Origin of the sequence: Streptomyces sp. NPDC001292 (assembly GCF_042896465.1) — a bacterium.
In the GTDB taxonomy this organism is placed as follows: domain Bacteria; phylum Actinomycetota; class Actinomycetes; order Streptomycetales; family Streptomycetaceae; genus Streptomyces.
Map to the genome: position 1 here is coordinate 155,663 of NZ_JBIAXG010000005.1, position 14,543 is coordinate 170,205.

A 14,543-nucleotide genomic window follows, 5' to 3' on the forward strand; every position below is an offset into this window, starting at 1 on the left:
TGCGCACCCGCCGTCCGTCCCCATAGGTTCTTGGTCACGGGAACGGTGGCCTTCCTGAGGCCCCGGTTCCGTGTTGTACTTGCATATCCGTGCGGACTGGCTCACCCCAGTCCCCCCAGACGCCGAGAGGAGGCGAGTCCAGTGATCAGCATCAAGAGCAGCTCCTTCAGCACCGCCAAAATGACCGATCGCTCGGTCGTCTCCCTGTGCATGCTCGGCGCCTTCAACCAGGGCACCGGTCTGTCCGGCATCGCTGCCGTGCGTCCGGCGTCCTTTGTGTCCCTCGCGGGTCTTCCTGTCCGTGAGCGTGACGAGCGACCGACCAAGGCACTGGAAGCAGTAGCGGCACAGGCGCAGGCCTATGCCGTTGAGGCGGCCGGTGCCGGCAACCGGGAGCAGACGAAGCAGCACCACCTGACGTGGGCCTTCCGTGGGCCAGACCCCTGGAGTGATCCAGCCTGATCGCCGATCAGGCCGGCGCCTTCAGGGCCGCGGAACCCCATCCGGGATCCGCGGCCCTTCTGTTTTCCCCGAACGGGGACGGCGGAGCGAAGGGGCCTCGGGACAAGAGAAGAACCCGGTAGCCAGCCGACACCCGGCCGACCGGCCGACCCGACCAGACGAGGAAGACGAACCGTGCAACTCGAAGCGCACGCCCCGTCCGTACCGCCTTCCGACACGATCCCCAAGCCCGGTCTCACGGAGGACCCCGCCTTGACCCCGCTCACCGCGCTCACCGCGCTCGACGACGCCATCGAGAACCTCGGCGTGCCCGTGCCGTGCCGCTCCTACGACCCGGAGGTCTTCTTCGCCGAGTCGCCGGCGGACGTGGAGTACGCCAAGTCCCTCTGCCGCACCTGCCCGCTGATCGAGGCCTGCCTCGCCGGCGCCAAGGAGCGGCGCGAGCCCTGGGGCGTCTGGGGTGGCGAGCTGTTCGTCCAGGGTGTCGTCGTCGCCCGGAAGCGGCCGCGTGGCCGCCCGCGGAAGAACCCGGTCACGGCATGAACACCGCAGGAACGATCGACCGCCCCCTCACGCACGACCCCCAGAAGCAGGCCCCGATGAAGCCGTCCGCCAGCGAGCCCGCAGGCTCCGCGACCGAAGACGTCACCACCACCGGCGCGAACGACTCGCGTCAGAACAGGAACCGAGAGATGCAACTCATCCCAGAAGCGCTGGCCCGTGCGCATATGCACGAGCGGCTGCACGAGGCGGAGAGGGAACGCCAGGCCGTGCGCCTGGCGGCCGCCCGCCGGATGCAGCGTCGCGCCGAGCGTGCCTCGCTGCGCGCCCGCCGCGCGCTCGCCATGGCAGTGATGCACTGACCGACAACGCCGTTCCACACCGCCTGGCGGTGGCCTCCCGGCCCGGGAGGCCGGAACTCTCCCCGCGGGGGCCGGTCCGTCCGCACGGACCGGCCCCCGCGGTGCGTTGTTCCCGCCGATCCGCGGCCCGGCGGTATGGTCGCGGGGTGACGAGTCTTCCTGGGAGCAGGAACCACGCGAGCGCGGCCCGCGCAGGCACGGCGCATGACGGTACGGACCGCGGCGGCGCGAGCGCGGAGTGTCCCGCCCTGGTGTGCGCGCGCTGCGGCACCTCGGCCGAGGGCCTGCCGCCCACCTGGACCTGCTCCGTGGAGAACGGCGACCGGCGCTACTTCTGCGACGCCTGCTCCCGCGAGAACCTCCGCTCGATCGAGGGGCGCCTGGACTCCGCCTGGTGGTAGTCCCCCTCCGTGCTCACGCCTCGGCGGCCGACTGCTCGTCGTCCGGCTCCTCGCCTTCCGGACGGGCGGCGAAACCCGGCAGCCACTCCTCCAGCTCCTCCCGCAGCCGCACCGTGGACCCCAGCTGGCACAGCACACCGATCGTGCTGAGCGTGACCCGGTGGATGAGCAGGTACGACGGGGGCAGATTCAGCTGCTTGCCCAGCTGGTAGGCGGGGGAACGGGGGTCGGCGATCCGGGCCGCCTGACTGCGCATCCAGCCGCGGGTGAAGGTGAACTCCTCCACCAGGGCCGGTTCGATGATCGGCACGAGGTAGTCGAAGACGGCGTCCGGGTCCAGCTCGATGGACTCCTTCACGAAGCCCTCCGCGCAGAGCATCTCGTAGACCGCTTCCGCCTGCCCGTCCAGCGCCATGCGCAGGGATGCGCCGATGGGCGTCGGCAGGCCGCCGGGAAGGCGGTCGACGGTGCCGAAGTCCAGCACGCCCAGGCGCCAGTCGTCCTCGCCGTCCGGGCCGCCGGGCAGGAGACGGAAGTTGCCGGGGTGCGGGTCGGCGTGCAGCAGGCCGGTGCGGGCCGGGCCGGAGAACAGGAAGCGGGCCAGCAGCTGGCCGGCGCGGTCGCGCTGGGCCTGGGTGCCGTCCGCGATCACCTCGGACAGCGGAACACCGTCGATCCACTCGGTGACCAGGACCTGGTCGCGCTGGTGGACCACCGCCGGGACCAGGACGTCCGGGTCGTCGGCGAACTCCTCGGCGTGAGCCTGCTGGGCCTGCGCCTCCAGGCCGTAGTCCAGCTCCTCGGAGACGCGGTCCTTGAGCTCGGCGATCAGCGGCTTGATGTCCACGCCGGGAACCAGCGGCCCCAGAAGACGGGCGAACCTGCTCAATTGGGTCAGGTCGGATACGAGGGCCTCGCCGGCGCCGGGGTACTGCACCTTGACCGCGACCTCGCGGCCGTCGTGCCACACCGCCCGGTGCACCTGCCCGATCGAGGCCGCCGCGGACGGCTTGTCCTCGAACTCCTCGAACAGTTCGCGCCAGTGCGTGCCGAGCCGCTCCTCCAGTACGGAGTGCACCGTGCGCGTCGGCATCGGCGGCGCCGCCTCCTGGAGCTTGGTCAGCGCGACCCGGTAGGGGCCGGCGACCTCCTCGGGCAGCGCCGACTCGAAGACGGACAGCGCCTGCCCGAACTTCATCGCGCCACCCTTGAGCTCGCCGAGCACCTTGAACAACTGGTCGGCTGTGCGTTGCTGCAGCTCACGGCCGACGAGATCGGCGGACTCGCCGACGATCCGTTTGCCGAGTCCCCAGGTCGCTCTCCCGGCGAAACCGAGCGGGAGCGCGGCGAGCTTGGCGGTCCGGGTGACCGCCTTCCGGGGAAGATCAGACATGCGTCCTCCAAGTCCCAGCAAGCCGCGCCGCCTCTGCCCGGCGGCAGGGCGTCGATGACGGCCGTTGCCCAGCCATTGTCGCGCGTGCCTCCCCGTTCTTTGAGGCCTGCTCCCCCTCGGCTTTCCCGGCCGCGCCGCACGGACAGGACGGATGCGGCCACACCGGTCGGGCGCGCCAGTTCAGGCCGGGCAGGGACACCTCCCAGCGGGCGCCCGCACTGGAGGGCGACTCCCCGTCCAGGAAGGCGAGTGCGTGCGCGGCCGACAGGGCCGCCACGGTCGCGGCGAGAGCCAGATCACACGGACGTACATGACGGGGTCTGCCCGAGCGCCACTGCGCCACCAGACGCGGCCAGGTCCCGTCCCGGTCCGTGCGCCCCCGGTGCAGACAGCCGGCGCAGCCGGTCTCGCCGGGCAGGACGAGCGGACCCACGACGCCCGTGCCCTCCACCACCCCGGCGTACAGATGAGGGGTGCCGGACTCGATCAGGGCGGCGGCAGCGGACGGGTCGGGCGCGTGCACGGCGATGTCGTCCCTCGGGGCGAGGACCACCAGGGAGAATCCCCGCTCCTCCCGCTCGGACGGCGTCCGGGGGGTGCGGCGGGCCGGACGGTCCGGGGCCGCCGCGCGCACGGCCCGCCGCGCCGCGATGTCCCGGCGCTCGCCGACGGCCCCGGCGGACAGCCCGCCCGGCGCGACGTCCCACGGCTCCACGCAGCCGCCGTCGCCCACGTCGACCTCGCCGACCCCCGCCCCGGACAGCAGCGCGGCCAGGACGGCACCCACCCGGCCCGCGCCTTTGACCTGCACCCGCGCCTCTCGTCGGGCGGCGAGGCGCCCCATCGCCTCGCCCGGTTCGCGCGTCGTCAGGGAGAGGGAGGCGAGATCGGGCCCCAGCCGGTCCATGGCCTCCTTCCGCTCCCGCAGCGCGTCGGCCGCCGCGCCGCCGCCCCGGGCGTCCTCCAGGAGCCCGGCCTGGGCCAGCCGCTCCACCAGGCGGTCGACATGGCCGTCGGGCAGATCCATGCGGCGCGCCTCCTCCCGCAACAGCGGCAGCCCGCGCGTGCCGTTGAGCAGGTCCAGGAAACTGCCCGTCGCGGTGTCCAGCGGACCCAGGGTCATCGCGTGCGCGGGAGTCATCCCGAACTGCACGGTGCCGAGATCACGCCAGCCGCGCCTGAGCGCGGGTTTCACCATCGGATGCATGCGAGCCCCCGTAGCCCGGAGAAGGAACCGGAGAAGGAAAGTGCCGAAACGTCCTCGTCTGCCGGTGGAGCCGGTCCGAGCCGCCGCCGACGAGTGCCAGGATGCCCAGCCCGGACGGCGGGTGCCGGAAGTTGTCCACAGGCGGTGGGCACTCGTCGTACGAATCGGCCCCTGGGCCGGATCGGATCCTCGGCGGGGTGATCGGCGCGCAACCGTTCCGGGCCCGGGACTTCTCGTCCCCGCACCCGGTAACGTCGGGGCGTGTCCGCCGACCCACTGCACCGTGCCGGAACGCCACAGCGCGGCAAGACGAGCCGGCCGCCGGACGGCGCCGCGGCGAGCGAGATCGAGGTCCGCAGGAGCGCCCGGCGCCGCCGGACGGTCTCTGCGTACCGCGAGGGCGGTCGCACCGTCGTGCTCATCCCCGCCCGGATGTCCGAGGCGGAGGAGCGGCGCTGGGTGACCGTCATGCTCGACAAGCTGGCCGCCCAGGAGACCCGGCGGGCGCCCGGCGACACGGAGCTGGCCGAACGCGCCGAGCGGCTGTCAGCCCAGTTCTTCGACGGCCGCGCCCGGCCCGCCTCTGTCCGCTGGGTCGCCAACCAGAACACGCGCTGGGGCTCGTGCACTCCGGCGGAGGGCAGCATCCGTCTCTCCCACCGTCTTCAGGGGATGCCGGAGTACGTCGTCGACTACGTGCTGCTGCACGAGCTGGCCCATCTGCTCGTCCCGGGACACGGCCCCGACTTCTGGCGGCTGCTGGAGGCGTACCCGCGCACCGAGCGGGCCCGGGGCTACCTGGAAGGGGTGGCCGCGGCCGCGCGGCTGCCGCATCCGCCGGGAACACGCGGCGAGTGACGGAGCCGCCGGGGGCGTCCGGTACCGCCGGACTGTGTTTGTGTACCGGGTCTGTACCGACTTCGTCCGGTGCCGGAGTTTGCCGTTAGCCTGGCGCGACGCACTCGCACTCGGGACGGGGGACGGTCGTTGCGCATGCCCAGGGAATTCCAGCGCGGCCACAAGGCCAGGATCAGTGATCTGACGGCGGGTACGGATCTGTACGTAGGCGTGCAGATCTCGGCCCCCGGACTGACCGTCGACATCAGCTGTTTCGGTCTGGACGCCGACGAACGCCTCTCGGACGACCGGTACTTCGTCTTCTTCAACCAGCCGAAGTCCCCCGAGGAGGCCATCCATCTGCTGGGCGCACAGGCAGGCGACACGGAGTCCTTCCGGGTCACCCTGGAGAAGATCCCGCCGCACATCCGGAAGCTGTCGTTCACGGCCGCCATCGACGGCGCCGGGCAGATGTCGCAGATCGACTCCGGGTACCTGCGCATCGTGGCGGGCGGCGAGGAAGTGGCCCGGTACGCGTTCGACGGCTCGGAGTTCTCCACCGAACGGGCCGTGATGCTGGGCGACTTCTACCTCAAGGACGTGTGGCGGTTCGCGGCCGTCGGCCAGGGCTTCGACGGAGGCCTCGAGGCGCTGCTGAAGAACTTCGGCGGCGAGGTCCTGGAAGAGGAGGAAGACCCCGCCGCGGGCCAGGACCCACAGCCCGGTTCCGCTCCGGGCTTCGCCCCGCCCGCCCAGGCCACCGCGCCCCCGGGGTTCTCCGTCCCCTCCGGGACGGCCGCACCGGCCGCACCCGCTCCGGCCCCGGCCGCCCCCGTGTCGCCGCCCGCGGCGCACGGTTTCGCGCCGCCCCCGGGAGCCACCTCGCCGCCCCCGGCGCCGGGGCCCGCGCCCTCGGTGCACGCGGCGCCGACCATCATCGCCCCCCTGACCCCGCCCGGCGGCCCGGTCCCGCCGCCCGCCCCGGCGCCCGCGCCCCACGGGCAGCCGCCGTACGGCCAGGCGCTCGGCCAGACTCCGCCCCCGCCGCCCGCCCAGTACCAGGCACCGCTGGCCCCGCCCCCCGGCTACGGACACCAGCCGCCGTTCGGCCAGGTCCCCGGTCAGCCCGCGCCCTACGGAACGCCGCAGGCCGCTCCCCGGGCCGCCGGGGTGTCCGCCGCGCTGAACCTGTACAAGGAGGCGCCCACCGGCCGGCGCTGGACCTTGCAGAACAGCAAGCTGATCCGCGCCGACCTCGGCACCGAAGGAGGCCGGCCCGTGCTGGCCCGGCAGGGCAGCATGGTGCTCTACCAGGGCAAGGTCGACTTCACCTACAAGGGCGCCGGCTTCGCGGGCCGGATCACGGGCAACGCCACGGGCCAGGAGATGCAGCTGATGCGCTGCACCGGCCAGGGCCAGGCGTTCTTCGCCGAGAACTCCGACCATCTGCACCCGGTCGAGCTCCAGGGCGACGCGATCTGCGTCTCCGCCGAGAGCGTCCTCGCCTTCGACGAGAGCCTGGAGTACGAGGTCCGCCGCGTCGAGGGACACGGCATCCCCGGCGGTGCCCTGTTCACCATGCAGTTCCAGGGCACCGGCACGATCGTCGTCAAGACGCACGGCACACCGGTCGTCCTGCCCGTGACGCCGACGACGTTCGTCGACTCCAACGCCGTGGTCGCCTGGTCGGCCGCCGCCCAGGTGATCGTCTCCAGCCAGGTGCGGATGCGCCGCAACGCCTATCCGGGCGACACCGGAGAGGGCGTCAACCTCCAGTTCCGCGCCGCCCCCGGCAATTTCGTCGTCGTCCAGCCCTACGAGGTCTGAGGGAGCCCGTCATGAACCAGCCGCTCGCGGGCTACGCCCCCGCACCCGTCACCGCCCGCATGGAGAACCACGGCAGCCACATGCTGAAGGTCGCCATGCAGACCGGGAACGACCTCTTCGCGCGCGTGGGGTCGATGGTCGCCTACGAAGGCTTCATCCAGTACGAGCCCAACCCGTCGGCCGTGCGCCAGATCGCGCGCGACTGGGTCACCGGCGAGGGCGCCCCGCTGATGAAGTGCTCCGGCGACGGACTGCTCTACCTCGCCGACTACGGAGCCAACGTCGTCGTCATCAACCTGGGCGGTGACGCGATCTCCGTCAACGCCACCAACCTGCTGGCCTTCGACGCCGGCCTGAGCTGGGGCGTCGAGCGGGTCAAGGGGCTGGCGAAGTTCGCCGGGCAGGGCCTGTGGAACACCAGGATCTCCGGACAGGGCTGGGTGGCGCTGACCTCCCGGGGCGAGCCGATCGTCGTCGACTGCGGCGACGGCGAGAACGAGACCTACGTCGACCCGGACGCGCTCGTCGCCTGGTCGCCGAACCTGAAGGTGAAGGGCAAGCGCAGCTTCAGGGCGCAGTCCCTGATCGGCCGGGGCAGCGGCGAGGCCTACCAGATGGCCTTCTCCGGTCAGGGCATCGTCGTCGTACAGCCCAGCGAGGACAGCACCGACCGCCTGCGGATGCGCGGCTGAGGGGAGTCAGGAGACCATGCAGAGCCCGCTTTTCGCCTTCAACGAAGCCCAGACCCAGGAGCGCTGGAGCCTGCAGAACGAGCAGATGCTGCGCGTCACCCTGGAGGGCCACGACGACATCCTCGCCCGCAAGGGCACGATGGTCGCCTACCAGGGCATGATCGAGTTCGACGCCGAGTACCAGAGCGGCAACCAGGCACGTACGCGCGCGTACACCGGCGAGGGCCTGGACCTGATGCGCTGCCACGGACAGGGCACGGTCTACCTCGCCAACCTCGCCCAGTACGTGCACATCGTGGACGTCGAACAGGAAGGTCTGACGGTCGACAGCAGCTATGTGCTGGCGATGGACTCCTCGCTGCACCACGAGGCCGTCGCCGTCGACAGCACGTACGGCATCTCCGGCTCGGGGAAGTACCAGCTGAACATCACCGGCCACGGCAGGGTCGCCCTGATGACCTCGGGCGCGCCGTTGTCGATGCAGGTCACACCGGACAAGTACGTCAACTGCGACGCCGACGCGATCGTCGCCTGGTCCACCGGACTGCGCGTGCAGATGCAGGCCCAGACGCACTCCAGCGGGGTGTGGCGGCGCCGCGGCAACACCGGCGAGGGCTGGGAGCTCAGCTTCATGGGCAGCGGCTACGCGCTCGTCCAGCCCAGCGAGCTGCTGCCGCCGCAGAACGCGGTGATCGGGCAGGGTCTCGCCGCGCAGTTCGGCATGGGACAGCAGGGGGCGCGGGGGCAGAACCAGGGGAACGTCTGGGGCTGAGCCGAGGCCGCCGGCGAGGGACGGCCACCACCGGCGGTCGCCCCTCGCACGGTCAGAGCCTGGCGCGCGTCGCCTCCAGCAGGAGGACGACCGACTTGTCCGCCACGTCCGGCACGTCGTCGTAGGCGAACCAGCGCAGGTCCAGGGACTCGTCGCTGATGGCCGCCACCGCCCCGCTCGGCGCGAGCGCGGCGTACTGGACGTCGAGGTGCCAGGCGCACGGCGTGTGGTGGCGGTCGAGGCGGACGGGACCGCCGGGCAGCAGGGTCAGCCCCTCGATGCCCGACTCCTCGGTCGCCTCGCGCAGGGCGGCGTCCGCCAGCGTGGCGTCCTCCGGCTCGCAGTGGCCGCCCATCTGAAGCCACATGCGCATCTTCCTGTGGAGGGTCAGCAGCACCCGGCCGCGCTCCGCGTCGATCACCAGGGCGCTCGCTGTGATGTGCCCGTCCGCGCAGGCCTTCCACATGCCGTCCGGATGCGTCCGCAGGTGCTCCAGGTAGAGCGGGCGCAGTTCCTCCTGGCCCCCGTACTCCCGCAGGACGAGGACCGCGTCGTCGTGGAGGCTCACTCGGCGTCGTCGCCCTTGTCGTCCTCGTCCTTCTTGCGCAGGTCCGGCTTCGGCGCGGAACCGCCCGCCGCCTCGCCGAGCATCCTGTCCAGCTCGGAGAAGTCCAACTGCTCGCGGTGCACGAAGCCGTCCGGGTCGTCCAGGTCGGCGGCGGTGGGCAGCATGTCCGGGTGCGCCCACAGGCCGTCGCGGCCCTCCACCCCGCGCGCGTCGGTGAGCGAGGCCCACAGCCGGGAGGCGTCCCGCAGCCGGCGCGGGCGCAGCTCCAGGCCGATCAGCGTGGCGAACGTCTGCTCGGCCGGGCCGCCCGAGGCCCGGCGGCGGCGCAGCGTCTCGCGCAGCGCGTCGGCGGACGACAGACGGGGCTTGGCCGCCGCGTGCACCACGGCGTCCACCCAGCCCTCGACGAGGGCCAGAGCGGTCTCCAGGCGGGCCAGGGCGGCCTTCTGCTCCGGGGTGTCCTCCGGCTGGAACATGCCCTGCTGGAGGGCGTCCTGCAGCTGCTCGGGGTTCTGCGGGTCGAACTGGCCGACCACGTCCTCCAGCTTGGCGGTGTCGACCTTGATGCCGCGCGCGTACCCGTCGACCGCGCCGAACAGGTGCGAGCGCAGCCACGGCACGTGCGAGAACAGGCGCTGGTGGGCGGCCTCGCGCAGGGCGAGGTACAGCCGCACCTCCTCCTTGGGCACGCCCAGGTCCTTGCCGAACGCCTCGATGTTCACCGGCAGCAGCGCGGCCTTGCCGGCCGGGCCGAGCGGCAGACCGATGTCGGTCGAGCCGACGACCTCGCCGGCCAGCACGCCGACGGCCTGGCCGATCTGCGTGCCGAACATGGCGCCGCCCATGGAGCGCATCATGCCGATGAGCGGGCCGGCCATGGCCTGCATCTCCTCCGGCAGCACGTCGCCCATGGCGGTGCCGACCCGCTCGGCGACCGGGTCGACGAGCTCCTGCCACGCCGGCAGGGTGGCCTCGACCCACTCGGCGCGGGACCACGCCACCGAGGAGCCGGCGCCGGACGGCAGGGACGTCACATCGTCCAGCCACAGGTCGGCGAGCCGGACGGCGTCCTGGACCGCGTTGCGCTCGGCGGGGCCGACGCTGGCGTCCTTGGTGCCGTCCGAGGTGCCCTGGGAGACCGTCTGGCGGGCGATCTGCTTGGCCATGTCCCAGTTCACCGGGCCGCCCTCGTAGGAGAGCATCTGGCCGAGCTGCTGGAACGCCGCGCCCAGGTCGGTGGGGTTCAGCGAACCGAACATGGCTGCGAGCGGATTGTCGGCGCCGGGCCCGCCAAAGCCCCCGGCTCCGGGCAGTCCGAAACCGAACGGGTTGGCCGGTCCCTGCTCACCGCCGCTCTGCTGGTCCTTCTTCTTGCCCTCGTCGCCGTCGTCCGGCTCCTCCGGCGGAAGGCCGAATCCGAATGGGGTGTCACTCACGGGGTTCCTCGGCTGGTAAGGCCACCGGTTCTCTCCGGCGGCGCGGCTGCCCGACAACACCACCCAGCGTAGACACCGTGAGCGGTTCGGGCCTCGGTGCTTCGCCGACAGAACGCCTGCGGCAGGATGGATGCCACCTGGTACGTACGCGTCATTCGCGCCCGTATGTGACGACAACCGCTGGAGACGCCCGGTGAGTTCCCCAGATCCACAGGTTCGCGCAGCGCGAAACCACGAGAGCACTCCCGCCGTGCGCGGGCCCGTCGTCGCGGTCACCGGAGCCGCGCGCGGGGTCGGCGCGCTGCTCACCGAGCGGCTGGCCGAGTCCGCCGAGGTCGGGCAGGTCGTCGCCATCGACGAGCGGCGCGGGGAGTGCGCGGCGGCGCAGTGGCACATCCTCGACGTGCGGGATCCGGCGATCGCGGAGAAGCTGCGCGGCGCGGACGTCGTGGTGCACCTGGCGCTCGACCTCGACCTGGAGACCGATTCCGCCGCCCGGACGGCGTACAACGTCCGGGGGACGCAGACCGTGCTGACCGCGGCGGCCGCGGCCGGGGTGCACCGCGTGGTGCTGTGCACCTCCGCGATGGTCTACGGGGCGCTGCCGGACAACGAGCTGCCGCTGTCGGAGGACGCGGAGCTGCGGGCGACCGCCGAGGCGACCGGGGTCGGGGACCTGCTGGAAATCGAGCGGCTGGCGCGGCGCGCTCCGCGGGCGCACCCCGGGCTGAACGTCTCAGTGGTCCGGCCCGCGGTGCTGGTCGGCGGCACGGACACCGCGCTGACCAGGTACTTCGAATCGCCGCGACTGCTGGTCGTGGCCGGGTCGCGGCCCGCGTGGCAGTTCTGCCACGTGGAGGACCTCTGCAGCGCCCTGGAGTACGCCGTGCTGGAGAAGGTCGACGGGGAGCTGGCCGTCGGGTGCGACGGGTGGCTGGAGCAGGAGGAGGTCGAGGAGCTCAGCGGGATCCGCCGGATGGAGCTGCCGTCGGCGGTCGCGCTGGGGGCGGCGGCCCGGCTGCACCGGATCGGGCTCACGCCGTCTCCGGCGGGGGACCTGGCGTACACGATGTACCCGTGGGTGGTGAGCGGCAGCCGGCTGCACGACGCCGGATGGCGGCCGCGGTGGACCAACGAGGAGGTCCTCGCGGCGCTGCTGGAGGAGGTGTCCGGGCGGCACACGGTCGCCGGGCGGCGCCTGGGCCGCAAGGACGCGACGGCGGCGGGCGCGGCCGGGGCGACGGTGGCGCTGCTGGGCGCGGCGGCGGTGGTGCGGCGGGCCCGGAAGGCGCGCCGGCGCTGAGAGGCGGGCCACGGGGCTCTTCGGGCGCGGCCGTCTCCTGTACGAGGTGGGCCCTCTACGAGGCAGTCCCTGTACGAGACTCCGAACGCGCACGCGCGCGTGCCGGGTGATCGTGCTATTCCCCGTCCTTCCGCGTGTGCGGCACGATGGACGCATGGCAGCCACCAACGATCATCCGGGCGAGTACGCCGCCGAGGACCCCATCAAGCTGATCGGCGTCAGGCAGACCCCCCTTTCCCTGGACGAGGTGTTCGAGGCGCTCGGGGACGACGCCGCCGGCGGGACCGCGCTGTTCGTCGGGACCGTGCGGAACCATGACGGGGGCGCCGGTGTCGACGCGCTCGGGTACTCCTGTCATCCCAGCGCGGAGGCGGAGATGCGCCGGGTCGCCGAGAAGGTCGCCGCCGGGTACCCGGTCCGGGCGCTGGCGGCCGTGCACCGCGTGGGCGACCTGAAGGTGGGGGACCTCGCGGTCGTGGTCGGGGTGTCGTGTCCGCACCGGGGCGAGGCCTTCGAGGCCTGCCGGAAGCTGATCGACGACCTCAAGCACGAGGTGCCGATCTGGAAGCACCAGAGGTTCTCGGACGGCACCGAGGAATGGGTCGGCGCCTAGACGTATTGATCACGAGCGCCGTATTGATCAGGAGCGCTGTATCGATCACGAGCGCTGTATCGATCAGGAGCGTCGTCGACGGGCGGGAGGCCCGGCGCACAGCGCTTCGCCCCCATTGCCGCAGCTCCGGTTGCGTAACCGAACCCCTGGCGTGAGCGTTGTCAGTGCGGATGGTTAATCTGCTGATCAGTCAGTTGCGGTCGCTCAATTGGGGTTGGGAGGTCGGCATGGCGGCGCTCGCCTGGTTGCTGATTCCGTTTATGGCTGCGATAGGCGCCGGACTGTGGGGGAGCTGGGCGAACCGGACCCGCAGGACGCGCGGCGACGGTCCCGAGCTGGACGGTTACGCCCGTTTCCGTGAGGCCATGGAGAGGTCCCACTCCGGTACGTGAGCGTCCCGCCCTGACGGTGCGCTGACAGAACCGTCCCGTACTGTCGAGTCATGCCACGCCGCACGGCGACGATGCTCGCCTCCACCCTGATGATGATCGCGCTCCTGTGCGCGGGAGTCCTCTTCCCCGTGCCCTATTCGGAGATGTCACCGGGGCCGACGGTCAACACCCTGGGCGACCACGGCGGCGAGCCGGTGCTGCAGATCTCCGGCCGCAAGACCTACCCGGCGGACGGCCACCTCAACATGACCACCGTCCGGGTCACCAGCGCCGACTACCACATGAACCTCGTCGAGGCCGTCTACGGCTGGCTGTCACACGACAGCAAGATCGTCCCGCACGACACGCTCTATCCCGACGGCAAGACGGAGGAGCAGTCGACCCAGGAGAACGCCGAGGAGTTCACCCTGTCCCAGGAGAGCGCCAAGGTCGCCGCCCTGAAGGCACTTCGCATCCCGGTGCGGTCCTGGGTGATCGTCTCCACGGTCGTCAAGGACACCCCGGCGCAGGGCAAGCTGCACGCGGGCGACGTCATCAGGGCCGTCGACGGCACGGCGGTCAAGCAGCCCTCCGACGTCGCCAAGCTGGTCACCAGGCACGAGCCCGGGCAGGACGTGGTCTTCACGATCGTGCCGGCCAAGGAGCAGGCCGCCGCCGAGAAGCAGCACAAGACGGCGACCGTCACCAAGGACGTCACCATCACCACCACGCAGTCCGCCGACACCGGGGCCAAGCGGGCCATCGTCGGGATCTCCGCCGGGACCGATCACACGTTCCCGTTCGAGATCAACATCAAGCTCGCCGACGTCGGTGGCCCGAGCGCGGGGCTGATGTTCGCGCTCGGCATCTACGACAAGCTCACGCCGGGCAGCCTGACCGGCGGGAAGTTCGTGGCCGGCACCGGGACGATAGACGACGACGGCAAGGTCGGCCCGATCGGCGGGATCGAGATGAAGACCGTCGGCGCGCGCAGCAGGGGTGCCCAGTTCTTCCTCACCCCCGCCGAGAACTGCGCCGCCGCCGCCAAGGACACCCCCTCGGGGCTCACCCTCGTCAAGGTGCACACGATCGGCGACGCGCTCACCGCCCTGAAGGACATCCGCGGCGGCAGGACCGCCGATCTGCCGAAGTGCACGGCCAAGGGCTGACGGGCAGCACCCCGGCCGTGTCGGACGGGTACCGAAGGGGGCGGAGCTCAGTCCTCGAAGGTCGCGGCCAGGGCCTCGGCCAGCCCCGGCACCAGGTCGGCGCCCGTGAGGACCTCCGTGGCGGAATCCTTCTCGCGCAGGCGCAGGGCCGACTCCCGGGCGCCGTCGCGCAGGACCGCGACCGTCATGCGGACCTCCTGGCGCTCGGGGTGGCCGGCCACCCACTTCGCCAGCTTCGCCCCGTCCAGTCCCTGCGGGACCTGCGATTCGGCGGACGGGGGCAGCATCAGGCGCTCCACGGTCAGCGCGCAGCCGGCCACCGCCGCGGGCCAGGCGATGGTGGCGAGGAAGTCGTCGAGAGGCCGGTCGGCCGGGACCTCGTCCTGCTCGACCGGGGTGAGACCGGAGGTCTCCTGCTCGTCCTCCAGGCCGAGCTGGGCCGCGAGAGCGGGTTCCTCGGCCCGCAGCCGCGCGGTGTCTACGAGGGCGAAGAGGCGAGCGGGCTGGTCCCAGCCGAGGCCGGAGGCGTACTCGTCGATCTCGAGTACCGCCCGGGTGAGCGGGTTCGCTGCCATGGGAGTGTTGGACATGGTCACAATCCTGCCTCGTTCCTGGGCGGAATCGGGAAC

At 72.0% G+C, this 14,543-nt stretch carries 16 protein-coding genes; 11 read left to right on the forward strand and 5 right to left on the reverse strand.

The window, feature by feature from the left end:
* Positions 1-141: 141 nt before the first annotated feature.
* The 4 genes from ACFY4A_RS08575 (at position 142) to ACFY4A_RS08590 (ending at position 1,726) form a co-directional block, all read left to right on the forward strand.
* The gene (locus tag ACFY4A_RS08575) at positions 142-462 is read left to right on the forward strand and encodes a hypothetical protein (protein WP_390828663.1); all 321 of its coding nucleotides are present in this window, start codon (positions 142-144) and stop codon (positions 460-462) included.
* Positions 463-636: 174 nt separating this feature from the next.
* A complete protein-coding gene (locus ACFY4A_RS08580; RefSeq protein WP_028420407.1) occupies positions 637-1,005 on the forward strand; it encodes a WhiB family transcriptional regulator in 369 nt (122 codons plus the stop codon).
* A complete protein-coding gene (locus ACFY4A_RS08585; RefSeq protein ID WP_361414421.1) occupies positions 1,002-1,325 on the forward strand; it encodes a hypothetical protein in 324 nt (107 codons plus the stop codon). The genes ACFY4A_RS08580 and ACFY4A_RS08585 overlap by 4 nt, the downstream gene beginning before the upstream one ends.
* A gap of 146 nt (positions 1,326-1,471) precedes the next feature.
* Positions 1,472-1,726, forward strand: a complete 255-nt coding sequence (locus ACFY4A_RS08590; protein WP_390828767.1) for a hypothetical protein — start codon at positions 1,472-1,474, stop codon at positions 1,724-1,726.
* A gap of 13 nt (positions 1,727-1,739) precedes the next feature.
* On the opposite strand, the gene ACFY4A_RS08595 is transcribed toward ACFY4A_RS08590, so the two are convergent.
* Positions 1,740-3,119, reverse strand: a complete 1,380-nt coding sequence (locus ACFY4A_RS08595; RefSeq protein WP_390828664.1) for an ABC1 kinase family protein — start codon at positions 3,117-3,119, stop codon at positions 1,740-1,742.
* Complete coding sequence (locus ACFY4A_RS08600) at positions 3,112-4,326, reverse strand: TOMM precursor leader peptide-binding protein (protein WP_390828665.1); 1,215 nt, start codon at positions 4,324-4,326, stop codon at positions 3,112-3,114. Before ACFY4A_RS08600 ends, ACFY4A_RS08595 begins: the two co-directional genes overlap by 8 nt.
* Before the next feature lie 261 nt (positions 4,327-4,587).
* On the opposite strand from ACFY4A_RS08600, the gene ACFY4A_RS08605 reads away from it, so the two are divergent.
* The 4 genes from ACFY4A_RS08605 to ACFY4A_RS08620 all read left to right on the forward strand — a co-directional run bounded on the left by ACFY4A_RS08605 (position 4,588) and on the right by ACFY4A_RS08620 (position 8,454).
* Entirely contained in the window at positions 4,588-5,184 is a 597-nt protein-coding gene (locus ACFY4A_RS08605) for a M48 family metallopeptidase (protein ID WP_390828666.1), read from the forward strand.
* A gap of 135 nt (positions 5,185-5,319) precedes the next feature.
* Complete coding sequence (locus tag ACFY4A_RS08610; RefSeq protein WP_390828667.1) at positions 5,320-6,990, forward strand: TerD family protein; 1,671 nt, start codon at positions 5,320-5,322, stop codon at positions 6,988-6,990.
* Between the two features lie 11 nt (positions 6,991-7,001).
* The gene (locus ACFY4A_RS08615) at positions 7,002-7,682 is read left to right on the forward strand and encodes an AIM24 family protein (RefSeq protein WP_390828668.1); all 681 of its coding nucleotides are present in this window, start codon (positions 7,002-7,004) and stop codon (positions 7,680-7,682) included.
* Positions 7,683-7,698: 16 nt separating this feature from the next.
* A complete protein-coding gene (locus ACFY4A_RS08620) occupies positions 7,699-8,454 on the forward strand; it encodes an AIM24 family protein (protein WP_390828669.1) in 756 nt (251 codons plus the stop codon).
* Between the two features lie 52 nt (positions 8,455-8,506).
* Here ACFY4A_RS08620 and ACFY4A_RS08625 read toward each other — a convergent pair whose 3' ends face one another.
* Both ACFY4A_RS08625 and ACFY4A_RS08630 read right to left on the reverse strand, forming a co-directional pair.
* The gene (locus ACFY4A_RS08625; RefSeq protein WP_390828670.1) at positions 8,507-9,022 is read right to left on the reverse strand and encodes an NUDIX hydrolase; all 516 of its coding nucleotides are present in this window, start codon (positions 9,020-9,022) and stop codon (positions 8,507-8,509) included.
* Positions 9,019-10,458, reverse strand: coding sequence for a zinc-dependent metalloprotease (locus ACFY4A_RS08630; protein ID WP_390828671.1), 1,440 nt, complete (start codon positions 10,456-10,458; stop codon positions 9,019-9,021). Before ACFY4A_RS08630 ends, ACFY4A_RS08625 begins: the two co-directional genes overlap by 4 nt.
* A gap of 193 nt (positions 10,459-10,651) precedes the next feature.
* On the opposite strand from ACFY4A_RS08630, the gene ACFY4A_RS08635 reads away from it, so the two are divergent.
* The 3 genes from ACFY4A_RS08635 (at position 10,652) to ACFY4A_RS08645 (ending at position 13,914) form a co-directional block, all read left to right on the forward strand.
* The gene (locus ACFY4A_RS08635) at positions 10,652-11,761 is read left to right on the forward strand and encodes an SDR family oxidoreductase (RefSeq protein ID WP_390828672.1); all 1,110 of its coding nucleotides are present in this window, start codon (positions 10,652-10,654) and stop codon (positions 11,759-11,761) included.
* Positions 11,762-11,915: 154 nt separating this feature from the next.
* Positions 11,916-12,374: a molybdenum cofactor biosynthesis protein MoaE gene (locus ACFY4A_RS08640; protein WP_390828673.1), complete on the forward strand. Its 459-nt coding sequence runs from the start codon at positions 11,916-11,918 to the stop codon at positions 12,372-12,374.
* A gap of 442 nt (positions 12,375-12,816) precedes the next feature.
* Positions 12,817-13,914, forward strand: coding sequence for a PDZ domain-containing protein (locus ACFY4A_RS08645; RefSeq protein ID WP_390828674.1), 1,098 nt, complete (start codon positions 12,817-12,819; stop codon positions 13,912-13,914).
* Between the two features lie 47 nt (positions 13,915-13,961).
* Here ACFY4A_RS08645 and ACFY4A_RS08650 read toward each other — a convergent pair whose 3' ends face one another.
* Entirely contained in the window at positions 13,962-14,504 is a 543-nt protein-coding gene (locus ACFY4A_RS08650; RefSeq protein ID WP_390828675.1) for a PPA1309 family protein, read from the reverse strand.
* Positions 14,505-14,543: the final 39 nt, after the last annotated feature.

Excerpts from the sequence above, each read along its gene's own strand:
- ACFY4A_RS08585 (WP_361414421.1), top strand. The coding sequence starts at position 1,002 with ATGAACACCGCAGGAACGATCGACCGCCCCCTCACGCACGACCCCCAG.
- ACFY4A_RS08595 (WP_390828664.1), bottom strand. The coding sequence starts at position 3,119 with ATGTCTGATCTTCCCCGGAAGGCGGTCACCCGGACCGCCAAGCTCGCC.
- ACFY4A_RS08600 (WP_390828665.1), bottom strand. The coding sequence starts at position 4,326 with ATGCATCCGATGGTGAAACCCGCGCTCAGGCGCGGCTGGCGTGATCTC.
- ACFY4A_RS08610 (WP_390828667.1), top strand. The coding sequence starts at position 5,320 with ATGCCCAGGGAATTCCAGCGCGGCCACAAGGCCAGGATCAGTGATCTG.
- ACFY4A_RS08615 (WP_390828668.1), top strand. The coding sequence starts at position 7,002 with ATGAACCAGCCGCTCGCGGGCTACGCCCCCGCACCCGTCACCGCCCGC.
- ACFY4A_RS08620 (WP_390828669.1), top strand. The coding sequence starts at position 7,699 with ATGCAGAGCCCGCTTTTCGCCTTCAACGAAGCCCAGACCCAGGAGCGC.
- ACFY4A_RS08640 (WP_390828673.1), top strand. The coding sequence starts at position 11,916 with ATGGCAGCCACCAACGATCATCCGGGCGAGTACGCCGCCGAGGACCCC.
- ACFY4A_RS08645 (WP_390828674.1), top strand. The coding sequence starts at position 12,817 with ATGCCACGCCGCACGGCGACGATGCTCGCCTCCACCCTGATGATGATC.
- ACFY4A_RS08650 (WP_390828675.1), bottom strand. The coding sequence starts at position 14,504 with ATGTCCAACACTCCCATGGCAGCGAACCCGCTCACCCGGGCGGTACTC.